Source organism: Nonomuraea sp. NPDC003727, from assembly GCF_053586935.1.
In genome coordinates this window covers 189,098-210,223 of the sequence record NZ_JBSFNE010000003.1, presented here as the reverse complement: position 1 = coordinate 210,223, position 21,126 = coordinate 189,098, and the positions used below count along the sequence as shown (strand labels likewise).

The window sequence follows — 21,126 nt, the reverse complement described above, 5'->3', positions numbered from 1 at the left end:
TTTTCCGATTTATGGGGTCAAAGAGGTGTCTTGTGGGGCCGCTCCGCCGAACGCTTGAGGGAGGAGGACGTCATGGATGTGCCCATTTTCTTCGTGCTCGGATTTGCGCTCCTCATGGCCGGAGCCCTCGGCCTCGCCGTCGTCGCCATCGTGCTGACGGGCATCAAGAGCGGCCAGTGGCCGGCAGGGGAACACCACCCGCATCGGCGTACCTGGCGCCACCACTGAGCCCCACCATGATCCCGGCGATGACCAGCGTCGCCCCCAGCAGGTCGGGCGCGGTCGGCACCGCGACGCCGAGTGCGAGCCCCGTGACGATCGCGCCGACCGGGATGAGCCCGGCGAACAGCCCTGCCCTGCCGGGGCCCAGCTTGGGGAGCGAGGAGTACCACAGGAAGAAGGCGATCGTCGTCACGACCACCGCGAGGTAGGCGAAGCCGAGCCCCTCGGCGAGGGTGGGCGTCCGCAGCATGGCGGGGCCCTCCACGACCAGCCCGATCACGGCCAGCAAGGGGACGGCCAGCGCCGTCGAGTAGGCCGAGACGCGCATCGCGCCGAGCTTCGGCAGGAGGGGGATGGCCAGCATGGAGAAGCTGACCTCCCCCACGAGCGCGCCCAGGGACCACAGCAGCCCTGGCAGGTCGCCGCTGCCGAGACCCGCGGCCAGCGTGGCGCCCGCCACCACGACCCCCGCGCCCACCAGCAGCCGCGGCGCCGGCCGCCCGCCGGCCAGTGCCAGGACGAGCGGCACGGTGCCCAGCACCGTGCCGGGAAGGGCAGGACCCGCATGCCTGGTGGCCTCGATGACGCACACGTTGAAGATGACCAGGCCGAACACCGACAGGCCGATGAGCAGCAGCGTCTCCCGCGCGGTGAGCTTGACGAAGCGGTGGCCCGCCATGCGCGTGACGGCCAGCAGGATGACCGCCGCGGCCAGGTAGCGGACGGCCTGCCCGCCGTACACCGGGTAGTCCTGGATCACTCCGGAGACCGCGGCGAGCGTGCCGACGAGGAACATGGCGGAGGCTGCTCCGATGACGCCGTTTCTCATGTACGGCATGCTAGGAATCGAATGGTTCGCCCAGACAGTCCAATGATGCGGTGAAAGCGGGGACCAATTGGCCGACCTTCATATACCGATAAATCGGGATCTGGGGGCGATCTCCGCGCAGATCGCGGGGCACCTGCGCGAGTCCATCCGGCAGGGCCGGCTCGAACCCGGCACCCGGCTGCCCGCCAGCAGGGAGCTGGCCGCCGATCTGGGCCTGTCGAGAGGCGTCGTGGTCGAGGCCTACGAGCAGCTCGTCGCCGAGGGCTTCCTGCTGGCCAGGGTCGGCGCGGGCACCGTGGTCGCCGCGACCGCCCGCAGGGATCCGGAACCGGTCGCCGCGCGGGAGCGCGCCCCCTACTACGGGCACCGGCCGACCTCGCCCGACCTGAGCGCCTTCCCCCGCGAACGCTGGCTGGCCGCCGTCAAGCACGTGCTGACCACGGTGCCCGGCGACGCCTTCGACTACTGCGATCCCGGCGGCGTCATCGAGCTGCGCGAGGAGCTGGCCTCCTACCTCAAGCGGGTGCGCGCCGCCGACGTCACCGCCGACAACCTGGTGATCGTCGGCGGGGTGGCCCAGGGGCTGAGCCTGATCCTGCACGTGCTGAACGGCCCCAGGCTCGGCGTCGAGGACCCGACGAGCCACCGCCAGGTGCCGCTGCTCAGGAGGTCGGGCTCCGAGCTGGTGCCGATCCCGGTCGACGCCGAGGGCCTCGACGTCACCGCCCTGGACGGGGTGGCGGCCGTCCTGGTGACGCCCGCGCACCAGTACCCGACGGGCGTCGTGCTCTCGCCCGCGCGCAGGGCCGCGCTGATGGAGTGGGGCGGCATGGTGCTGGAGGACGACTACGACGCCGAGTTCAGGTTCGACCGCGACCCCGTGGGCTGCCTGCAGGGCCTCGCGCCCGACCGGGTGATCCTGTCGGGCAGCGTCAGCAAGTCGCTGGCTCCGGGGCTGCGGCTGGGCTGGATCGCGGCCCCCCTGGACCTGGCCGACGCCGTACGGCGGGCCAGGGCCGAGTTCGACCTCGGCTCTCCCGTCGTCGAGCAGTACGCCCTGGCCCACTTCCTGCGGTCGGGCGGCTACGACCGCAACCTGCGCCGGATGCGCAGGGAGTACAGGAAGCGGCGTGACGCCCTGGCCAGGGCGCTGGCCGAGCACCTGCCCGAGGTGAGCGTCGGCGGCATCGAGGCGGGGTTGCACGTCTTCGTCGGCCTGCCCGAGCACTGGGACGAGCGGGAGGTGGTGGCCGCGGCCGAGGCGGAGGGGCTGTCCGCCGAGCCCGTCGGGCCGATGCGCTTCGCCGGAGGGTCGCCCGCGATCGTCATCGGCTTCGCCCGCCTGCCCGTTCATCACGCCGCTGACGTGGTACGACGAGTAAAGGTAAGAATGTCTGGACAAAGAAAGGGATAGAAGGTTAGAAAGGGATCCGATCCCCGACTCCTGGGAGGCGCCATGCGTGTCGGTCTGCTCGGTTTAGGAAGAATCGGGGCATTCCACGCCGCGACCCTGACCGCGCACCCGCTGGTGGACGACCTGATCGTGTGGGATCCGGTGCGCAGCTCTCCCTACGGTAGGGAGGGCGACCCGTTCGAGGCGGACGCGCTGGTCATCGCCACGCCCACCAGTACTCACGCCGATCTGCTGATCAAGGCCTGCCGCCTCGGGATCCCGGTCTTCTGCGAGAAGCCGGTCGCTCCCACGGTCGAGGAGACGCTGAAGGTGTTGGCGGCCGCGGAGGGCAGCAGGGTCCAGATCGGCTTCCAGCGCCGGTTCGACCCCGGCTACGTCGCGGCCGCCACCGCGCTGCGCGAGGGAGAACTCGGCGACCTGCACAGGGTCCACCTGCTGACCGCCGATCCCGCGCCTCCGCCCGCCGAGTACATCCCCATGTCAGGGGGCATCTACAGGGACTGCCACATCCACGACTTCGACATCCTGCGCTGGGTGACGGGCCGGGAGGTGGCCACCGTGTACGCCACCGGCGCCAACAGGGGTGCCGAATTCTTCAGGGAGGCGGGCGACGTGGACACCAGCGCGGCCCTGCTCACGCTGGACGACGGCACCCTGGTCACCCTCCAGGGCTCCCGGTACAACGGAGCGGGCTACGACGTGCGGATGGAGCTGGCCGGCACCCGCCGCACGCAGGTCGTCGGCCTGGACCCGCGTGCCCCGCTGACCAGCGCGGAGGGCCTGCAGCCGCCCGGCGAGCCATGGCCCGACTTCGTCACCCGCTTCCGCGCGGCCTACGTGGCGGAGATCGACGGCTTCCTCACCAGCGACACGAGCCCGTGCTCCATCGAGGACGCGCTCGCGGCGCTGTACATCGCGGAGGCCGCCGAGAAGTCGCGCAGGGAAGGCCGCGTCGTCGCCGTCGAGGAGGTCAGGAGATGAGGATCGCCGGAGCGCCGATCTCATGGGGTGTGTGCGAGGTACCCGGCTGGGGGCACCAGCTGGACCGCGAGCGGGTGCTCACCGAGATGCGCGAGCTCGGCCTGACCGCCACCGAGCTCGGCCCCGACGGCTTCCTGCCGCCCTCGCCCACGCACCGCAAGGCGCTGCTGGAGGAGTACGGCCTGCACGCCGCCGGCGGGTTCCTGCCGGTCGTCCTGCACGACCCGGAGCACGATCCGGTTCCGGGCCTGCGGGCCAGGATGCGCGACTTCGCCGAGGGCGGCGTCGACGTCATGGTGCTGGCCGCCGACAGCGGGGGCAGCGGCTACGACCAGCGCCCCGACCTCGACGCCGCCGGATGGAAGACGCTGCTGGAGAACCTGGACCGCATCACCGCCGAGGCGCGCGCGTTCGACCGCCCGGTCACCCTGCACCCGCACGTGGGCACCATGGTCGAGACGCGCGAGGAGGTCGACAGGGTGGTGGACGGCTCCGCCGTACCGCTGTGCCTGGACACCGGGCACCTGCTGATCGGCGGCACCGATCCGCTCGAACTGGTCCGTCGCGACCCGGGGCGGATCGCGCACGTGCATCTGAAGGACGTCGACGCCGGCCTCGCCGAGCAGGTCAGCAACGGCACCCTCACCTACACGCAGGCGGTGCGGATCGGGATCTACCGCCCGCTCGGCCAGGGGGACGTCGACATCGCGGGCATCGTGGCGGCGCTGGAGACGAGCGGCTACGCCGGCTGGTACGTCATGGAGCAGGACGTGGTGCTCACGGGCGACCGCGACGACCCGCGCGACGGGGTCCGGCAGAGCATCGCCTACCTGGGCGGCCTCGCATGATCGACGTCCTGACGATGGGACGGGTCGGGGTCGACGTCTACCCCCTTCAGGTCGGGGTGTCGTTGCGCGAGGTCGAGACGTTCGGCAAGTACCTCGGCGGATCGCCGACCAACGTCGCCGTGGCCGCCGCCAGGCTCGGCGAGCGGGCCGCGGTGATCACCAGGACGGGCGCCGACCCGTTCGGCGCCTTCATCCACGACGCGCTGCGCTCCTACGGCGTGGACGACTCGTTCGTGACGGAGGTGGAAGGGCTGCCGACGCCCGTGACGTTCTGCGAGATCCGGCCGCCCGAGGACTTCCCGCTGTACTTCTACCGCTATCCCAAGGCTCCCGACCTGGTGATACGCCCGGAGGAGCTGCCGCTCGACGCGGTGCGGACGGCCAGGTTGTTCTGGTCGACGGTCACGGGGCTGTCGGAGGAGCCCTCCCGCGCCGCCCACTTCGCCGCGTGGCGGGCGCGCGGGCGCGCCGTCCACACCGTGCTCGACCTGGACTACCGGCCGATGTTCTGGGCCTCGGCCCAGGACGCCATGCCTCAGGTCCGCCGGGCCCTCGCCCACGTCACCGTGGCGGTGGGCAACGTGGACGAGGTCGAGGTGGCCACCGGCACCCGCGACCCCGACAAGGCGGGCCGGATCCTGCTGGAGGCCGGCGTCGAACTGGCGGTGATCAAACGGGGGAGCGAGGGCGTGATCGGCATGACCGCCGCCGAGCGCGTCGAGGTCCCGCCCGTCGAGGTCGAGGTCGTCAACGGCCTCGGCGCGGGCGACGCGTTCGGCGGCGCCCTCTGCCACGGCCTGCTGGAGGGCTGGCCGCTGGAACGCACGCTGCGCTTCGCCAACACGGCGGGCGCGATCGTGGCGGGACGGCTGGCCTGCGCCCCCGCCATGCCCACCGTCGAGGAGGTGCTCGCGCATGGGTGACTACCGGCGGATCAGGGAGATCAGGGCCCGCCATCCCGAGCGGGTGGCGCAGGCGGCGGCCGTCCGCAGGCGCAGGCCGCTGCTCGGCGAGCGCGACCAGCTCATGATCATCGCGGCCGACCATCCCGCGCGCGGAGCGCTCGGCGTCGGCGGCAGGCCGCTGGCCATGGGCAGCCGGATCGAGCTGCTCGACCGGCTGCGCACCGCGCTGGCCAGACCCGGCGTGGACGGCCTGCTCGCCACCCCCGACATCGTCGAGGACCTGCTGCTGCTCGGCGAACTCGACGACAAGGTGGTCATCGGTTCGATGAACCGCGGCGGCATCCAGGGCGCGGTGTTCGAGTTCGACGACAGATTCACGGCCTACGACACGGCCGCGATCGTGCGCATGCGGCTCGACGGCGGCAAGATGCTGTGCAGGATCGCCGTCGACGAGCAGGACACCGCGGCCACACTGGCGGCCTGCTCGCAGGCGGTGAGCGAGCTGGCTGGGGAGGGGCTGGTCGCCATGGTCGAGCCGTTCTGGTCGCGGCGCTCGGGGCACGACCTGACCCCCGAGGGCGTCATCAGGGCGATCAACGTCGGCCAGGCGCTCGGCACCACCTCGGCCCGCACCTGGCTGAAGATCCCCGTCGTCGAGGACATGGAGCGCGTCATGCAGGCGACCACGCTGCCGACGCTGCTGCTCGGCGGCGACCCCGGCGACACGCCCGACCTGGCCTACGCCGCCTGGCGCAAGGCGCTGAAGCTGCCCGGCGTGCGGGGGCTCGTGGTCGGCCGCGCGCTGCTCTACCCGCCCGACGACGACGTGGCCGCCGCCGTCGACAACGCCGTCGCGATGCTGGAGGACTCATGACGTTCATCCCGGCAGGCAGCACCGCTCGCTCGCCGTGGGCACTGGAGATCACCCCGGACACCGCCGGGTGGACCTACTCCGGGCTGCGCACGCTGAACCTGTCGGGGGAGACCGTCTCCTTCACGACGGATTCGGAGGAGATGCTGGTACTGCCGCTGTCCGGTTCGTGCATGGTGGAGGCCGACGGCGTGCGGGTGGCGCTCCAGGGGCGCCGCTCGGTCTTCGCCTCCGTCACCGACTTCGCCTACCTGCCCATCAACGCCGAGGTCAGGATCGTCGGCGAGGGCCGGTTCGCGCTGCCGTCCGCGGTCGCCACCCGGCGCTTCCCCGTCCGGTACGGCCCCGCCGAGAAGGTCCCCGTCGAGATCCGCGGCGCGGGACACGCCTCCCGGCAGGTCAACAACTTCTGCGCGCCCGACGCCTTCGAATGCGACAAGCTCGTCTCCGTCGAGGTGCTCACACCCGAGGGCAACTGGTCGTCCTACCCGCCGCACAAGCACGACACCGCCTCCGAGCGCGAGGCGGTGCTGGAGGAGATCTACTACTTCGAGGGCGGGCCCGGCTACCAGCGCGTCTACGGCGGTCACGAGGTGCTCGCCGAGGTGTCGTCGGGCGACGTCGTCCTGGTGCCGCGCGGCTACCACGGCCCCTCGATGGCCGCCCCCGGCTACGACCTGTACTACCTCAACGTGCTGGCGGGCCCGGCCGAGGAACGCTCGATGGCCTTCTGCGACGACCCCCGCCACGCCTGGATCCGCGGCACGTGGGAACAGCAGCCGGCCGACCCCCGGCTCCCGTTCGGGAGGAACTGATGAGACTCACCGTGGCGCAGGCGCTGGTGCGCTTCCTGGCCCAGCAGTACTCCGAGCGCGACGGCGTCGAGCACCGGCTCGTCGAGGGCTGCTTCGGGATCTTCGGGCACGGCAACGTGGCCGGGATCGGCCAGGCCCTGGCGACGCAGGACGTGCCGCTGCCGTACTACCTGGCCCGCAACGAGCAGGCGATGGTCCACACGGCCGCCGGGTTCGCCCGGATGCGTGACCGGCTGTCCACCTTCGCCTGCACCTCCTCCATCGGTCCCGGCGCGACGAACATGGTGACAGGCGCCGCGCTGGCCACCGTCAACCGTCTTCCCGTGCTGCTGCTGCCCGGCGACATCTTCGCCACCAGGGCGGCCAACCCGGTGCTGCAGGAGCTGGAGGACCCGCGCTCCCTCGACGTCAGCGTCAACGACGCCTTCAAGCCCGTCTCACGCTACTTCGACAGGATCAACCGGCCGGAGCAGCTTCCCTCCGCGCTCATGCAGGCCATGCGGGTGCTCACCGACCCGGCCGAGACCGGCGCCGTCACCCTCGCGCTCCCCCAGGACGTGCAGGCGGAGGCCTACGACTGGCCCGCCGCGCTCTTCGAGCGGCGCGTCTGGCACGTGGCCCGCCCCGCCCCCGAACCCGCGGCGCTGGCCCGCGCGGCCGAGCTGCTGCGCTCCTCCTCCCGGCCGCTCATCGTGGCCGGCGGCGGCGTGATCTACAGCGGCGCCACCGAAGCGCTGCGCGCCTTCGCCGCCGAGCACGGCGTTCCCGTCGCCGAGACACAGGCAGGCAAGGGCGCGATGGCGTGGGACTCGCCCCTGGCCGTCGGCGCCATCGGACACACGGGTACGGCCGCCGCCAACGAGCTGGCCCGCACCGCCGACCTCGTCATCGGCATCGGCACCAGGTACAGCGACTTCACCACGGCCTCCCGCACGCTGTTCGGCGGGGCGCATTTCCTCAACATCAACGTGACGGCCTTCGACGCGGCCAAGAACGCCGCGACCATGCTCGTCGCCGACGCCCGCTCGGCCCTCGAAGCGCTGGCGGCCGACGGCTGGCGCGCCGCTCCCGAGTGGACCGCGCAGGCGGGCGCCCTGGCCGCGTCCTGGTGGTCCTCCGTCCGCGCCGGCGACTCCCTCACCCAGGAGGCGGTGCTGGAAGATCTGTGGTCGGCGATGCAGCCGACCGACGTGGTGGTGAACGCGGCCGGCTCGATGCCCGGCGACCTCCACCGGCTGTGGCGGCCCCGCGACCCGAAGGGGTACCACGTCGAGTACGGCTACTCCTGCATGGGATACGAGATCGCCGGCGGGCTCGGCGTGAAGCTCGCCGCGCCGGCGCGCGAGGTGTTCGTGCTGGTCGGCGACGGGTCGTACCTGATGATGGCGCAGGAGATCGCCACCGCGATCCAGGAGGAGGTGAAGCTGGTCATCGTCCTGGTGGACAACCACGGCTTCGCCTCCATCGGCAACCTGTCGGAGTCCGTCGGGGCGCGGCGGCTGGGCACCGCCTACCGCATGCGCGGCCCCTCCGGGCAGCTCGACGGGGCCTACCTGCCGGTCGACCTGGCGGCCAACGCGGCCAGCCTGGGCGCCGACGTGCTCAGGGCCGACGACCGGGAGTCGCTGCGGTCGGCGCTGGCCAAGGCGCGGGAGGCGGCCAGGACGACGGTGGTGTACGTGGAGACGCTGCCGGGCGCGTCGGCGCCGCCGTCGGGGGCGTGGTGGGACGTGCCGGTCGCCCAGGAGCCGGGCGAGATCTACGACCGGTACCGGGAAGCCAAACGCACCCAGCACCCCTACCTGTAGCCGAGCCCTTTCCCTCCCCGCCCCGACCGGGTCCAGGTCGAAAGGCCGACACCGCCCTCATGGTCTGGCCGGCACACGCGGTCCGCATCCCGTCAGGCCACCGGCTGGGCGGTGACGCGCGGCTCGAAGCCCCGGGCCAGCACCACGATCGCCCCCGCCAGCACCAGCGGCGCCCCGAACGCCACCCGCATGTCCGAGGAGTCGGCGATCCCGCCCACCAGCGCCGCTCCCACGATGAACCCGACGTAGTTGAACAGGTTGACCCGCGCGATCGCCACCCCGGTGCCCGCCGGGTCCAGCCGCCCGGCCGCGGAGAACGACTGCGGCGCCACCACCGCCAGCCCCATCCCCGTCAGCCCGAACGCCACGATCGCCAGCGGCTGGGAGGGGGCGAACACCACTCCGGCGAACCCGATCGTCGCGATCGCACCGCCGATGCGCACGATGGCCGCCGGGCCGTACCGTCGCACGGTGAGGTCGCCGCCGAGCCGGACGAGGAGGGTGGCCCCCTGGTAGGCCCCGTATGCCAGGGGCGCCACGCTCGCGCTCGCGGCCAGGATGTTCTCCATGAACACGCCGTGGAAGTTGGAGACGGCGGCGTCCCCGACGTAGAGGAAGCCCATCGCGAGGCACAGTGGCAGGATCGGCCCCCACCGGACCCCGCCCGGCGCGCCGCCCTTGGCCTGCGCCGGGGCCTTCTCCTCCGCGATCGTGCACAGGCGGGGCGCGGCGAGGAGGGAGCCCAGGACGGCGACCGCCATCGGGATGGCCATCATCACGGGCAGGGTGAGACCGAGCCCGTTGGCCAGCGCCACCCACAGCGCCCCGGCCAGGCTCGACGCGCTCCACGCCGCGTGGAAGCCGTTCAGTACCGCCCGGCCGTAGAGGCGCTCGACGGCCACGCCCTGCATGTTCATGCCCGCGTCGACCGCGCCCACCGCCAGCCCGAACAGCGCGAGCGCGGCGAGCAGGTGCGGGGTCTCGGCGGCGAGCCCGGCGGCCACCACGGACACGGCGACGGCGGGCTGGGACAGCCGCAGCAGCCACCTGCTTCCCCTGCGGGCGGCGAGGGCACCCGCCGCGACGCTGCCCACCCCCGCCAGCACCGGTACCACGAGCAGCAGGAGGGTCAGGTCGCCCTCGCTGAGGCCGTGCTTGTCCTGCAAGGTGGCGACCTGGGTCAGGAGCGTCGCGAAGCTGAGACCCTGGACGGCGAAGACCGCGAAGGTGGCCGTTCTGGCCTGGCGGTGACGCACCGATACCTCCCTGTTCGGGGGGAAACATGAGGCTGCGTCAGGTTAGTCCTCTGCCGGCCCTCCGCGCTAGAGCCTGCCAGCAATGCCAAGTAGTCAGTAGGTTTTTGGCTGTTTCGTGATCCTGTTAGGGTGTCCGGGTGCGTCGACGGGGATATGCCGCAGGCGAGGCGCGGCGCGAGCGCATCCTCGCCCTCGCCCTCCAGGAGTTCGCCGAGTACGGCTATCGCGGGGCCTCGCTCGCCAGGATCGCCGAGCGGGCCGAACTCACCCAGGCCGGGCTGCTCCACCACTTCAAGAGCAAGGAACTGCTGCTCGTCGCCGTTCTGGAGTATCGCGACGAGGTCGATACGCGCAGGTTCGACCTCGGGGAGGCGCGCGGGGCGGCGGCGCTGCGGGCGCTGGCCGACGTGGTCGACTACAACTCCAGGGTGCCCGGCCTGGTCCAGCTGTTCTCGGTGATCAGCGGGGAGGCGGTCACGGCCGACCACCCGGGGCACACCTGGGCCCGCGACCGGTACCGGCGGCTGCGGCAGTCGCTGGCCGACTCGCTGCGCCGCGCGGTCGACAGCGGCGAGTTCCGCGCCGACCTCGACGCGGAGGCCCACGCCGACCGCGTGATCGCCATGATGGACGGCCTGCAGACGCAGTGGCTGATCGACCCCGACCAGGTCGACATGGCGACGATCTTCCGGGGATACGTCGAGGACGTGATCGACCGGCTGAAGGCCCGGTGACCTCGGCCTCTCCCGGCCTGCCGTAGCGGATCGGGCGGTATGGCCGGGCCCGGTAACCGGCACCCGTGTCGGCCGGGTCCGGATTGCCGGCGGGCCTGTGTCGGCCGGGTTCGGATTGTCAGGGGTACCCGCGGCGGCCGGTCCGGTTACCGGGGGACCCTTGTCGGCTGGGTGGTGGTGTCGCCGCCGGGGTGGGACGCGGGGCCGTGCGGCGCGGCGGTGGCGGGTCCGTTCGCCACCGCCCTGGTGGCCGCCCACACGCCCAGCGCGACCAGCGCGCCCACCTCGGTGGCCGCCAGCCCGCGCTCGACCAGCCCGAGCGGCATCACCTGCCACCACGCCAGGCCCGAGCTGTTACCGATCGCGATCATCGTGACGATGCCCGCCACCCACACCAGCGAGGCGCCGCCCAGCACGAACGCCGCCAGCGCCGCCCGCGGATGCCGCCGCCACGTCCGCGCGATCAGCATCGCCGCCACCGGCAGGCACAGGAACGCGACCAGGCTGCCGGCCCGATGGATGCTGCCGCTCAGGCTCGGTCCGACCGACCAGTCGTGCTTCGGGAACCATGCGACCACCAGCAGCCCGAGGCTCCAGCCGAGGAGCGCGACGAGACCCGGCCCTCCCGCCAGCCTCCGGCGCAGCAGCGTGATCCCGATCGCCAGGGAACCGAGGGCCAGCAGTGCCACCCCGAGCCCGAACACCCAGGCCTGGTCGCCGAGGCCGTGCTCGCTGATCGTCCGCCGGAGCGGGTTGATCTCGCCGAGGTAGGCGAGGTCCAGTCCGACGATGACGACGGCGCCCGCCGTCACCGCGGCAAGCCCTGCCCGCGCGGGTCCCTCCACGACCGCCTCCTTTCCCTGGGTGGTGCCGGTGTAACGGACGGAAGGGTAGATCGATTCCCAGTCCTTGAACTCTCAAGAAACTCTGGCTACATTCATGAGCGTTCAAGCACTTCTGAAGGAGAGACCATGAACATCGGTGGCGACCTTGACGTGACCCGCATCGGTTTCGGCGCGATGCGGCTGGCGGATGCGGCGATCTGGCACGGTCCGGCCGACCGTGCGAATGCCCTGGCCGTGCTCAGGCGCGCGGTCGAGCTCGGTGTGAACTTCGTCGACACCTCCGACGCCTACTCCCTGGGCGCCAACGAGGAGCTGATCGCCGAGGCCCTGCACCCGTATGCCGACGACCTGGTGATCGCCACGAAGGCCGGGGTGACCAGGCCCTCCCCTGAGGCGTGGGTGCCGCTCGGCAGGCCCGAATACCTCAAGCAGCAGGCCGAGCTGAGCCTGCGCCGGTTGCGCCGCGACCGCATCGACCTGTTCTACCTGCACCGGGTCGACCCGCAGGTGCCGCTGGCCGACCAGATCGGGGCGCTGGCGGAACTGCGGCAGGAGGGCAAGATCAGGCACATCGGACTGTCGGAGGTGAGCGTCGGCCAGCTCGTCGAGGCGTCCGCGATCGCGCCCGTCGCGGCCGTCCAGAACATGTACAACCTGGCCACGCGCGAGCACGAGGACGTGGTCGACTACGCGGAGAAGGAAGGCATCGCGTTCGTGCCGTTCTTCCCGATCGCCACCGGCGACCACGCCCGCCGCGACAGCCCGCTGGCGACGGTGGCGGCGGAGGCCGGGGCGACGCCCGCCCAGGTGGCACTGGCGTGGCTGCTGCGCCGCTCCCCGACGATGGTGCCGATCCCCGGCACGTCGTCGCCGGCCCACCTGGAGGAGAACGTCGGCGCGCTGCGGGTGTCCCTGACCGACGCCCAGTACGACCGGCTCTCCACCCTCGTCTGATCCGGGTACGGCCACCCTCGTCTGACGCGGGTACGGCCGGGCTCGTCTGGCGGCCACCCTTGTCCGACCCCGGTTACGGTCACCCTCGTCTGGCGGTCACCCTCGTCCGACCCCGGGTACGGTCACCCCCGTCTGACCCCCGGGGCGGCCGGCCAGGACCGGCGGGGTCAGTCGATCAGGCGGGCGCGCATCTTCCACACCGCCAGCGACCACATGAGCGCGGCGTAGGCCACGAGCACCGCCGTATGCCCGAGATCGTCCACCCCGAGCCGGCCGAACACCGCCCCGCGCACCAGCTCGACACAGTGGTAGAGCGGGTTGAGCTGGGCCGCCGTCGCCACCCAGCCCGGCAGCTGGGTCACCGGGAAGAACGTGCCCGCCACCATGAACATCGGCGTCAGCGCACCGGTGATGACGTAGTCGAAGGTGTTGATCGACGGGACGATCGCCGACACCCACACCCCGAACAGCGCGAACAGCAGCCCGGTCAGGAACCCGATGAACGGCACGAGCAGCATGCCCCAGCTCGGTTCGAGGCCGAAGGCGATGCCGACCAGCAGGGGCGCGCAGCCGTACACGCCCGCCTTGGCGGCCAGCCACGAGGCCTCCGCCGTCACCAGCTCCTTGACGTCGACCGGCGCCGCCAGCATCGCGTCGTAGGTGTGCTGGAACGTGCGGCGGATGAAGGTGTTGAACATGCCGCCGAAGGCTCCGATGAACAGCACCGCCGTCGCCACGACGCCGGTCGCGACGAAGTAGCGGTAGTCGTAGCCGTAGAGGGCGCCGACCACCGAGCCGAAGCCGTAGCCGAAGGCCAGGAGGTAGATGGTCGGCTCGGTCATGGCGGCGAACGAGGTCGAGGCCCAGTAGCGCCGGTAGAGGGCCAGCTCGCGCCGCCAGACGGCCCGCACGGGGGCGAACTCCATCATCACTCGACCGCCTCCCCGGTCAGCACGACGAAGACGTCCTCCAGGTTGGCGGGACGCCTGACGGTGGGCACGCCCAGCTCCGCCTCCAGCGAGCGGGGCAGCTGGTCGGCCTTCAGCACCGAGATGGACGGGCCCGTCCTCCTGGTCGGGACGCCCGCCGCGGCGGCCAGCGCGGCGATCTCGGCCTGGCGCGGCGGCGAGGCGTGGTGCTCGGCGACCTCGGCGCCGGCGTGCTCCTTGATCAGCTCCTCGGGCGAGCCCCTGGCCACGACGCGGCCGTGCGACATCAGCGCGCAGTCGTCGGCCAGGCGCTCGGCCTCCTCGATGTAGTGGGTGGACATCAGCGTCGTGACGCCCTCGTCGCGCAGCCGTACGATCAACGACCACAGCTCCTGGCGCACCTGCGGGTCGAGGCCCACGGTCGGCTCGTCGAGCAGGACCAGCCTGGGCTGGTGGACCAGGCCGCGCGCGATGAGCAGCCGCCTGCGCATGCCGCCGGACAGGTTGACCGTGCGGGTGGCGGCCCTGTCGGTGAGCTGGGCGATCTCCAGCGCCCGGTCGACGGCCGCGCGGCGTCGCGGGCGGGGGACGCGGTAGAGGTGGGCGAACACCTCCAGGTTCTCCCTGGCCGTGAGCTCCTCGTCGAGGTTGTCGAGCTGCGGCACGACACCCATGAGCGCCCGCGCCCGCTTGGACTCCTCCGGCAGGCGCAGGCCGAGCACGTGGATCTCGCCCTCGTCGGCCAGCGACTGCGCGGTGAGCAGGCGCATCGTGGTGGACTTGCCCGCCCCGTTGGGACCCAGCAGGCCCAGGCAGATGCCCTCGGGCACCTCCAGATCGAGCCCGTCGACAGCGGTGACCTCGGGATAGCGCTTGGTCACCCCGCGCAACACGATCGCGTGCATGAACGCCACGATAAGCAACGCCACCGACAGAATCCGGGGGACCGCGACACCGTTCCGGAGGGCTATCGTCGAAGTGTGAACGAGCGTTGGCTTCCCCGCCTGCAGGAGGTCGGTGAGCGGCTGGCCGAGGAGTTCGTCTCGGCCCGGCGGCCGAAATCGACCGAAGGACCGCGACCGCACGAGCTCCGCGCCTCCGACGACGATCGCGACCGGGTGGCGCAGGTGCTGAACGAGGCGGTCGCCGACGGGCGGCTCGGCATGGACGAGTTCGAGGAACGGCTGACCGCGCTCTACAACGCGCGCACGCTGGGCGAGCTCGCCGCGCTGACCGCTGATCTGCTGCCCGACGCCGAGCAGCCGTTCAGGCTGGACGGGCGGCCGGTCTCGGCGATCTTCAAGCAGGAGCAGCGCGAAGGGCGGTGGGTAGTGCCCGCCGAGCTGCCCGTGACGGCGATGTTCGGGACGACCAAGCTCGACCTGCGCGACGCGATCATGCAGAACCGGCGGGTGGTCATCAACGCGACGCTGATGTTCGGCGGGCTGGAGATCCACGTCCCCGAAGGCGTCGAGGTCATCCGGGTGACGAAGGACAAGACGGTACGGCTGACGCGCGAGCAGGCCGACCCCGACTGCCCGGTGATCGAGGTGCGCACATCCAACTTCCTGGGGGAAGTCAAGGTCAAGGAGCCACCCAAGCGCAAGCGCCGCCGCTGAGGCACGCGGCGCCTGGCCCCGCACCGCGCGGCACCGGACCCCGCACCCACCCCGCACCGCGCGGCACCGGACCCCGCACCGCGCTGGAACGGCGCGGCACCGGACCCGCGCCGCGCCGGACCCGCGGGGCAGACCCGGCGCCGGGCGGAAGGCTCAGCCCGCGGTGTCGAAGTTGATCGCGCTGTAGGCGCGCAGCTTCCAGAGCTGGTGCTCGCTCTCCACCTTGCGGATCGTTCCAGAGCGCCCGCGCATGACCAGCGAACTCGTCACGGCCACCCCGCCGCGGAACCGCACGCCGCTCATGAGCTCGCCCTGGGTGATGCCGGTGGCCGCGAAGAACACGTCGTCGGACGTGACCAGGTCGTTGGTGGTCAGCACCCTGGTGAGGTCGTGACCGGCGTCGAGGGCCCGCTGCCGCTCGGCCTCGTCCTGCGGCCAGAGCCTGCCCTGGATGACCCCGCCCAGGCACTTGATGGCGCAGGCGGCGATGACGCCCTCCGGCGTACCGCCGATGCCGAGCATGAGGTCGACGCCCGTGCCGGTGCGCGCGGCCATGATCGCGCCCGCCACGTCGCCGTCGGTGATGAACTTGATCCGGGCCCCGGTCTCCCTGATCTCCTTCACGATCTGCTCGTGGCGCGGCCGGTCGAGGATGACGACGGTGACGTCGGCGGCCGAGCAGCCCTTCGCCCTGGCCACCGCCTTGACGTTGTCGGCGACGGGCGCGTTGATGTCGACCACGTCGGCCGCCTCCGGCCCGGTGACCAGCTTCTCCATGTAGAACACCGCCGACGGGTCGTACATCGAGCCACGCGAGCTCACCGCGATGACCGAGATCGCGTCGGGCATGCCGAGGGCCGTCAGCCTGGTGCCGTCGATCGGGTCGACGGCCACGTCGCACTCGGGGCCGCTGCCGTCGCCGACCTGCTCGCCGTTGAACAGCATCGGCGCGTGGTCCTTCTCGCCCTCGCCGATCACCACCACGCCGTTCATCGACACCGTGTTGATGAGCTGGCGCATCGCGTTGACGGCCGCTCCGTCGGCGCCGTTCTTGTCGCCACGGCCGACCCATCGGGCCGCGGACATCGCGGCCGCCTCGGTGACCCTGACGAGTTCCAGCGCCAAGTTGCGGTCGGGTGCGTGCTCGCCCGTGGCAAGGGCAGGAGGAACGGACGTCTCGGACATGGTGATGGGCCTCCTCGTGGGACAACTGACTCGATCGTAGTTGCCACTCCATGCCCGGTCAGCGGAGGATAATGTGCCTGCCATGAGCAGCGATGTGGAACGCCTGGCGACCGGACGCGGAGCGGCCACCCGCGCGGCCCTGCTCGACGCGGCTCGCGAGGTGTTCGTCGACAAGGGTTTCGCCGAGGCGGGCGTCACCGACGTGGTCGCCAAGGCGAAGGCCAGCGTCGGCAGCCTCTACCACCACTTCTCCGGCAAGGCCGACCTCTACCTCACGCTGTTCGAGGAGTTCCAGGCCAGGCAGACCCAGCGCACCAAGCAGGCGGCGCGCGAGGTGCGCGCGGCGGGCGAGAGCGATCCGATGCGGGTGTTCCTCGCCGCCGCCCACGCCTACCTGGCCGGCTCGCTGGAGGAGCGCGAACTGGCCGCGCTGTTCCTGCGCGGCGACGGGCCTCCCGGGTTCGAGGTGGTCATGCGCGACAGGCTGCGCACCTGGGCCAAGCGCAACGCGGCCCTGTTCGACGACGACGAGGGAGCGCTGGTCGTGGTCGTCACGGGCGCGCTCGCCGCCGCCGTCTCCGAGGTCGTCCTGTCCGACGACGAGGCCGTCGCGCGCCGCCTCGCCGACGACGTGCTGGCCATCATCGGCCAGATTCGACCGGTCGCTTCGGCGGGCGGCGCCACCAGCGGGTAACCTCGCCATTCGTGCGACGGTTCACTCAAGGTTTCTACGGCTACGCGTTCGCCCTTCTGGTGTGCCTGGCGCTCGCCGTGATCATCGTGGTGTCCGCGCCCACCGGCAGGCAGGGGCAGCACGTGCCCCGTCTCGACTACGCGATCACCGTGGCCAACTACAACAGGGCGGTGCCGCAGCAGGTGTGGGCACCCGCCAAGGATCCCGCCGACTGGATCCCGAACAGCAACAGGATCGCCAAGGGCGCCGACGGCACGCAGGTGCTGTCGGTCGGCTACGCCACCGCCCCCGACGCCGGCGACCAGCGTCACCACGTGATGATCGTGCAGGGCGCGGAGAAGCCCGCCGCCGCGTTCGCCAGCCGTATCGCCAACACCGACAAGCCCGTTGGCACCGTCCAGATCGCGGGCGCCGACTGGGAGAAGCGCTTCCGCGAGGACAAGAACCAGCGCACGCTGGTCCGCTTCCTGCCCGACGCCACGGTGATGGTGACGGGCACCGCCGACTGGCCCGACCTCTCCGCCCTCGCCGCCACCCTGAAGCCCCAGCCCAAGCCCACCAGCTGACATCCCCGGGTCTCGCTCGGGCGGCCGCCTCCAGGCGACCGCTTGTTCGGACACCCGCTCCTCGAGTCGCCCGCCTCGAGGTGGCTGCGTGTTCGGACGGCCGCTTCTCGAGGGTGCTGCTTGTTCCAGCGGTGGCTTCTGAGGTGGCTGCTTGGTTCGAGCGGCTGCTGTTTCGAGCGGTCTCCCTTTGGCTGCCGGCTGGTCGCGGGCTGGCGTCGGGTGCGGGCCGTCCGGGGGAGCCCCGGTGATGTCGTCGGGTGCGGGCCGTGCCGGTCACCGTCCGCCGTCCGGCCCCGGCCCGTACGGCACGCCGGTCTGGCCCCTCCGCCATCACGGGGTCCCGCCCGCCGAGGGCGCGCCGCCCAGCAGGACTCCGGTCCCCGCCGTCACGGCACAAACCACGGCGGCTGGAGACGGCGGCTGGACTGTCCCGGAAGACCCCAGCCCCGTGACGTGATCCCCGACCTCGTGAGCCGTGCGGGGCTCACAGCAGGCGTAGCAGCTCGTGAGCCGTGCGGGGCTCACAGCAGGCGTAGCAGGTCGTCCATGCCGGCTTTGATCGCCTCGGCGGTCATCCCGCGTTCGGACTGCTGGTGGCTGATCAGGCAGGCGTTGATCGGGGCGAGCAGCGCGTCGGCGAGGAAGCGCGCGTCCGCCTCGGGACGCACCTGGGCGAGCAGCGTCGCCAGGTGCGTGTGGTGGAGCTTGTACGGCCCGCTGAACCTGCCCTTGGGCGGCCCCGCCTCCAGCATCATGAACAGCTCCCGCTGCGACACCTTCCTGTCGATCAGCGCGTGCAGGAAGGCCCGGACCCGCTCGGCGGGTGGCGCGCCCGGCCCGACCGGCGGCGGGCCCGTCATGAACGCGGACTGGAACTCGCGCTCCTTGGCGTCGATGAGCGCGTAGATCAGCCCGGCGCGGTCGCCGAAGCGGCGGTAGACGGTGCCCACGCCGACGTTCGCCTCGCGGGCCACCTCATCCAGGGACAGGTGCTCCGCGCCGTGCGACGCGAGCATCCTGGCCGCCACCTCGATGATCTTCTGCCGGTTGCGTGCTGCGTCCGCGCGTTCGGCGGGAGGCTGCCCGGCGATCGGCAGTTCACGAGTCATCGCTGCATCATAGTCCTTGTAACCGGAGAGGTCTCCGATTAGCCTATGGATCCGGAGAGATTTCCGATTATGGGAGGCGCAGCATGCCGTCGGAGTTCAACCAGAAGATCATTGAGGAGTTCCGCGCGAACGGCGGCCAGGTCGGCGGTCACTTCCAGGGCTTCTCCCTGGTGCTGCTGTCCACGACCGGCGCCAGGAGCGGCAAGCGCGTCACGACACCGGTGATGTACCTGCGCGACGGCGACAGGATCGTGATCATCGCCTCCAACGCGGGCGCCGACAACCACCCCGCCTGGTACCACAACCTGCTGGCCAACCCGGACGCCACGGTCGAGCTCGGCACCGAGACCTTCGAGGCCGCGTCCGAGCTGATCGAGGGTGCGGAGCGGGACCGCCTTTACGCGGAGATGGTCGCCATCGCGCCCACCTTCGCCGACTATGAGGCGAAGACCACGCGCCGCATCCCGGTGGTGGGGCTGCGCCGCGCATCCTGAGGCGCAGCCGCACTGTGCGCCGTGCGTCCTGAGGCGCGCATCCTGAGCGCGCCACCTCCAGGCTCCACGCGCTCCACCCCGTCGCATGTCCCGGTCCAGGTGCTCCAGCCGGTCGCATGTCCCGGTCCAGGTGCTCCAGCCGGTCGCACGTCCGGGTCAAGCGCTCCCGCCGGTCGCATGTCCCGGGTCAAGCGCTCCCGTCGGTCGCACGTCCGGTCCACGCGCTCCCGCCGGTCGGACGTCCGGGTCAAGCGCCCCCGCCGGGCGCACGTCCCGGTCCACGCCCGTGGCACCGGCGCCTTTCCCTGCACGCTCGCCATGTCCCACCAGGAGAAGGCGCCGTCAGACCCCCGCGCCCGCACAGTCTCCCAGCCGGAACGGCAGCGCCTAGAAGGGGCGGTCGTCGTCCTGCGGGGTGGGCTCGGCCCGGCGCGCCATGGCGGCGGCCAGCTTCACCCGGGCGCCCTGCAGCCACTCCTCGCAGATGGCCGCCAGCTTCTCGCCGCGCTCCCACAGCTCGATCGACTGCTCCAGGGTGAGGCCGCCGGTCTCCAGGCGGCGCACCACCTCGGTCAGCTCCTCGCGGGCCTGCTCGTAGGACGGCGTCTCGTTGTTTGCCACCGCACCACCCTAGGCCGATCGCCCGACAGAATCGCCCTCGACCGCGTCCGCCGCGTCGGCGTCCCTGACAGAATCGCCTTCGACCGCGTCCGCCACGTCGGCGTCCCTGACAGAATCGCCTTCGACCACGTCGGCCGCGTCGGCGTGCCCGTCAGAATCGCCCCCGACCGCGTCGGCGTGTCCGTCAGGCCGGAGGTCGCCGGCCGGGTCGGCGGTGACCGCGACCCGGCCGTCGGTGAGGCGGATGGTGAGCCGGTCGCCGGGCGAGACGTCCCGCGCCAGCCGTACGACGTCGCCCGACGGGTGTTGCACGATCGCGTAGCCCCGCTCCAGCGTCGCCGCGGGGGACAGCGACACCAGCCGGGCGCGCAGGTGGGCGAGGTCGTCGGTGGCCCGGTCGAGCGAACCGCCCATGACGCGCCTGGCCCGTTCGCGCAGCGCGTCGACCTGTTCGGCCCGCCGTTCGAGCTCCCTGACCGGGTCGGCGAGCGACGGACGGGACCGCACCGACGTCAGCCAGGACATCTCCCGGTCGAGCCAGCCGCCCACCACCCGCCGCCCGCGGTCGCGCAGCTGCCTGATCAGCGTGAGCTGCTCGCCGACGTCGGGCACCACCTTCTTGGCCGCGTCGGTGGGCGTGGACGCCCGGACGTCGGCGACCAGGTCGAGGAGCGGACTGTCCTGCTCGTGGCCGATGGCGCTGACGACGGGAGTTCGGCAGGCCGCCACGGAGCGCACCAGGGACTCGTCGGAGAACGGGAGCAGGTCCTCGAGCGATCCGCCGCCCCGGGCGATGACGATGACGTCGACCTCGGAGTCGGCGTCGAGCTTGCGCAGCGACTCGGTGACCTCGCCGACCGCGTACGGCCCCTGCACCGCCACCTGCTCCACCTTGAACCGCACGGCGGGCCACCTGCGCCGGGAGTTCTCGAGCACGTCGCGTTCGGCCGCCGAGTCGCGACCGCAGATCAGGCCGATGGTGCCGGGCAGGAACGGCAGGCGGCGCTTGCGTTCGGCGCCGAACAGCCCCTCGGCGGCCAGCAGCTGGCGCAGCCGTTCGAGCCTGGCCAGCAGCTCGCCGACGCCGACCGGGCGGATCTCCAGCGCGGTGAAGGCGAACGAGCCGCGGTTGACCCAGAAGTCGGGCTTGACGTTGACCACGACCCGAGCCCCGTCGGCTGGACGGGGCATCGCGGCCTCATAGACCCCTCGCGGGCAGGTCACCCTGGCCGAGACGTTGGCGACGGGGTCGCGCAGCGTCATGAACACCGTGCCACCCCTCGCGGTCAGCTCGGTGATCTGACCCTCCACCCACACCGTGCCGAGCTTGCCGATCCATCCCGCGACCATCTGGAGGACCGTGCGGACCGGCAGCGGCTGCTCCGGTGTGGTTTTCGCGCTCATGACAACGAAGGCTACGGGGCGCG

The 21,126-nt window shown here is 71.9% G+C and carries 22 protein-coding genes; 13 read left to right on the top strand and 9 right to left on the bottom strand.

The annotated features are described in order from the left end of the window. Positions 1-163: 163 nt before the first annotated feature. Complete coding sequence (locus ACWDLG_RS09730; protein WP_449917912.1) at positions 164-1,051, bottom strand: DMT family transporter; 888 nt, start codon at positions 1,049-1,051, stop codon at positions 164-166. Positions 1,052-1,118: 67 nt separating this feature from the next. Between ACWDLG_RS09730 and pdxR the strand changes: the two genes are divergently transcribed. The 7 genes from pdxR to iolD are packed head-to-tail and all read left to right on the top strand — an operon-like array spanning position 1,119 to position 8,693. Next, a complete protein-coding gene (gene pdxR / locus ACWDLG_RS09725) occupies positions 1,119-2,465 on the top strand; it encodes a MocR-like pyridoxine biosynthesis transcription factor PdxR (protein ID WP_449917909.1) in 1,347 nt (448 codons plus the stop codon). Between the two features lie 42 nt (positions 2,466-2,507). After that, positions 2,508-3,446, top strand: a complete 939-nt coding sequence (locus tag ACWDLG_RS09720; RefSeq protein ID WP_449917908.1) for a Gfo/Idh/MocA family protein — start codon at positions 2,508-2,510, stop codon at positions 3,444-3,446. Next, on the top strand, positions 3,443-4,294 hold the full coding sequence (locus ACWDLG_RS09715) for a TIM barrel protein (protein ID WP_449917905.1): 852 nt from the start codon (positions 3,443-3,445) through the stop codon (positions 4,292-4,294). The genes ACWDLG_RS09720 and ACWDLG_RS09715 overlap by 4 nt, the downstream gene beginning before the upstream one ends. Beyond that, a complete protein-coding gene (gene iolC, locus ACWDLG_RS09710; protein ID WP_449917903.1) occupies positions 4,291-5,217 on the top strand; it encodes a 5-dehydro-2-deoxygluconokinase in 927 nt (308 codons plus the stop codon). Before ACWDLG_RS09715 ends, iolC begins: the two co-directional genes overlap by 4 nt. Next, positions 5,210-6,073, top strand: a complete 864-nt coding sequence (locus ACWDLG_RS09705; protein ID WP_449917902.1) for a Cgl0159 family (beta/alpha)8-fold protein — start codon at positions 5,210-5,212, stop codon at positions 6,071-6,073. The genes iolC and ACWDLG_RS09705 overlap by 8 nt, the downstream gene beginning before the upstream one ends. Beyond that, entirely contained in the window at positions 6,070-6,885 is an 816-nt protein-coding gene (gene iolB, locus ACWDLG_RS09700) for a 5-deoxy-glucuronate isomerase (protein ID WP_449917899.1), read from the top strand. The genes ACWDLG_RS09705 and iolB overlap by 4 nt, the downstream gene beginning before the upstream one ends. Then, the gene (iolD, locus tag ACWDLG_RS09695; RefSeq protein WP_449917898.1) at positions 6,885-8,693 is read left to right on the top strand and encodes a 3D-(3,5/4)-trihydroxycyclohexane-1,2-dione acylhydrolase (decyclizing); all 1,809 of its coding nucleotides are present in this window, start codon (positions 6,885-6,887) and stop codon (positions 8,691-8,693) included. The genes iolB and iolD overlap by 1 nt, the downstream gene beginning before the upstream one ends. Positions 8,694-8,785: 92 nt before the next feature. On the opposite strand, the gene ACWDLG_RS09690 is transcribed toward iolD, so the two are convergent. Then, positions 8,786-9,949 carry an MFS transporter gene (locus tag ACWDLG_RS09690; RefSeq protein ID WP_449917895.1) on the bottom strand — a complete coding sequence of 388 codons (1,164 nt, stop codon included), beginning with the start codon at positions 9,947-9,949 and terminating at the stop codon, positions 8,786-8,788. Between the two features lie 137 nt (positions 9,950-10,086). Between ACWDLG_RS09690 and ACWDLG_RS09685 the strand changes: the two genes are divergently transcribed. Further along, the gene (locus ACWDLG_RS09685) at positions 10,087-10,683 is read left to right on the top strand and encodes a TetR/AcrR family transcriptional regulator (protein ID WP_449917893.1); all 597 of its coding nucleotides are present in this window, start codon (positions 10,087-10,089) and stop codon (positions 10,681-10,683) included. 146 nt (positions 10,684-10,829) lie between these two features. Here ACWDLG_RS09685 and ACWDLG_RS09680 read toward each other — a convergent pair whose 3' ends face one another. After that, positions 10,830-11,528 (bottom strand): DUF998 domain-containing protein, encoded by a 699-nt coding sequence (locus tag ACWDLG_RS09680; protein ID WP_449917891.1) that lies wholly within the window; start codon positions 11,526-11,528, stop codon positions 10,830-10,832. 126 nt (positions 11,529-11,654) lie between these two features. Here ACWDLG_RS09680 and ACWDLG_RS09675 point away from each other — a divergent pair, with 126 nt between their 5' ends. After that, positions 11,655-12,482: an aldo/keto reductase gene (locus ACWDLG_RS09675; protein ID WP_449917888.1), complete on the top strand. Its 828-nt coding sequence runs from the start codon at positions 11,655-11,657 to the stop codon at positions 12,480-12,482. Positions 12,483-12,649: 167 nt separating this feature from the next. Here ACWDLG_RS09675 and ACWDLG_RS09670 read toward each other — a convergent pair whose 3' ends face one another. Beyond that, on the bottom strand, positions 12,650-13,411 hold the full coding sequence (locus ACWDLG_RS09670; protein WP_354905740.1) for an ABC transporter permease: 762 nt from the start codon (positions 13,409-13,411) through the stop codon (positions 12,650-12,652). Then, positions 13,411-14,316 carry an ABC transporter ATP-binding protein gene (locus tag ACWDLG_RS09665; protein WP_354905741.1) on the bottom strand — a complete coding sequence of 302 codons (906 nt, stop codon included), beginning with the start codon at positions 14,314-14,316 and terminating at the stop codon, positions 13,411-13,413. Before ACWDLG_RS09665 ends, ACWDLG_RS09670 begins: the two co-directional genes overlap by 1 nt. 75 nt (positions 14,317-14,391) lie before the next feature. Here ACWDLG_RS09665 and ACWDLG_RS09660 point away from each other — a divergent pair, with 75 nt between their 5' ends. Then, positions 14,392-15,030: a DUF1707 SHOCT-like domain-containing protein gene (locus tag ACWDLG_RS09660; protein WP_354905742.1), complete on the top strand. Its 639-nt coding sequence runs from the start codon at positions 14,392-14,394 to the stop codon at positions 15,028-15,030. A 153-nt stretch (positions 15,031-15,183) separates the two neighbouring features. Here the strand turns inward: ACWDLG_RS09660 and glpX are convergent, their stop codons facing one another. Further along, the gene (gene glpX, locus ACWDLG_RS09655) at positions 15,184-16,215 is read right to left on the bottom strand and encodes a class II fructose-bisphosphatase (RefSeq protein ID WP_354905744.1); all 1,032 of its coding nucleotides are present in this window, start codon (positions 16,213-16,215) and stop codon (positions 15,184-15,186) included. 82 nt (positions 16,216-16,297) lie between these two features. On the opposite strand from glpX, the gene ACWDLG_RS09650 reads away from it, so the two are divergent. Continuing rightward, a complete protein-coding gene (locus ACWDLG_RS09650; RefSeq protein ID WP_354905745.1) occupies positions 16,298-16,909 on the top strand; it encodes a TetR/AcrR family transcriptional regulator in 612 nt (203 codons plus the stop codon). Positions 16,910-16,920: 11 nt separating this feature from the next. Then, positions 16,921-17,475 (top strand): DUF4245 domain-containing protein, encoded by a 555-nt coding sequence (locus ACWDLG_RS09645; protein WP_449917883.1) that lies wholly within the window; start codon positions 16,921-16,923, stop codon positions 17,473-17,475. 521 nt (positions 17,476-17,996) lie between these two features. Here the strand turns inward: ACWDLG_RS09645 and ACWDLG_RS09640 are convergent. Beyond that, on the bottom strand, positions 17,997-18,584 hold the full coding sequence (locus tag ACWDLG_RS09640) for a TetR/AcrR family transcriptional regulator (protein ID WP_449917881.1): 588 nt from the start codon (positions 18,582-18,584) through the stop codon (positions 17,997-17,999). Between the two features lie 83 nt (positions 18,585-18,667). Here ACWDLG_RS09640 and ACWDLG_RS09635 point away from each other — a divergent pair, with 83 nt between their 5' ends. Continuing rightward, positions 18,668-19,078 carry a nitroreductase family deazaflavin-dependent oxidoreductase gene (locus ACWDLG_RS09635; RefSeq protein WP_449917878.1) on the top strand — a complete coding sequence of 137 codons (411 nt, stop codon included), beginning with the start codon at positions 18,668-18,670 and terminating at the stop codon, positions 19,076-19,078. A gap of 387 nt (positions 19,079-19,465) precedes the next feature. Here ACWDLG_RS09635 and ACWDLG_RS09630 read toward each other — a convergent pair whose 3' ends face one another. After that, on the bottom strand, positions 19,466-19,699 hold the full coding sequence (locus ACWDLG_RS09630; protein WP_354905750.1) for an exodeoxyribonuclease VII small subunit: 234 nt from the start codon (positions 19,697-19,699) through the stop codon (positions 19,466-19,468). 9 nt (positions 19,700-19,708) lie between these two features. Continuing rightward, a complete protein-coding gene (xseA, locus tag ACWDLG_RS09625) occupies positions 19,709-21,103 on the bottom strand; it encodes an exodeoxyribonuclease VII large subunit (RefSeq protein WP_449917876.1) in 1,395 nt (464 codons plus the stop codon). Between the last annotated feature and the right edge of the window lie 23 nt (positions 21,104-21,126).

Bases quoted from the DNA above. Each gene is read 5' to 3' on its own strand.
- ACWDLG_RS09720 (WP_449917908.1), top strand. From the start codon at position 2,508: ATGCGTGTCGGTCTGCTCGGTTTAGGAAGAATCGGGGCATTCCACGCC.
- ACWDLG_RS09730 (WP_449917912.1), bottom strand. From the start codon at position 1,051: ATGAGAAACGGCGTCATCGGAGCAGCCTCCGCCATGTTCCTCGTCGGC.
- ACWDLG_RS09640 (WP_449917881.1), bottom strand. From the start codon at position 18,584: ATGACTCGTGAACTGCCGATCGCCGGGCAGCCTCCCGCCGAACGCGCG.
- ACWDLG_RS09670 (WP_354905740.1), bottom strand. From the start codon at position 13,411: ATGATGGAGTTCGCCCCCGTGCGGGCCGTCTGGCGGCGCGAGCTGGCC.
- ACWDLG_RS09635 (WP_449917878.1), top strand. From the start codon at position 18,668: ATGCCGTCGGAGTTCAACCAGAAGATCATTGAGGAGTTCCGCGCGAAC.
- ACWDLG_RS09650 (WP_354905745.1), top strand. From the start codon at position 16,298: ATGAGCAGCGATGTGGAACGCCTGGCGACCGGACGCGGAGCGGCCACC.
- ACWDLG_RS09665 (WP_354905741.1), bottom strand. From the start codon at position 14,316: ATGCACGCGATCGTGTTGCGCGGGGTGACCAAGCGCTATCCCGAGGTC.
- ACWDLG_RS09705 (WP_449917902.1), top strand. From the start codon at position 5,210: ATGGGTGACTACCGGCGGATCAGGGAGATCAGGGCCCGCCATCCCGAG.
- ACWDLG_RS09715 (WP_449917905.1), top strand. From the start codon at position 3,443: ATGAGGATCGCCGGAGCGCCGATCTCATGGGGTGTGTGCGAGGTACCC.
- iolB (WP_449917899.1), top strand. From the start codon at position 6,070: ATGACGTTCATCCCGGCAGGCAGCACCGCTCGCTCGCCGTGGGCACTG.
- xseA (WP_449917876.1), bottom strand. From the start codon at position 21,103: ATGAGCGCGAAAACCACACCGGAGCAGCCGCTGCCGGTCCGCACGGTC.
- glpX (WP_354905744.1), bottom strand. From the start codon at position 16,215: ATGTCCGAGACGTCCGTTCCTCCTGCCCTTGCCACGGGCGAGCACGCA.
- iolC (WP_449917903.1), top strand. From the start codon at position 4,291: ATGATCGACGTCCTGACGATGGGACGGGTCGGGGTCGACGTCTACCCC.
- iolD (WP_449917898.1), top strand. From the start codon at position 6,885: ATGAGACTCACCGTGGCGCAGGCGCTGGTGCGCTTCCTGGCCCAGCAG.
- ACWDLG_RS09675 (WP_449917888.1), top strand. From the start codon at position 11,655: ATGAACATCGGTGGCGACCTTGACGTGACCCGCATCGGTTTCGGCGCG.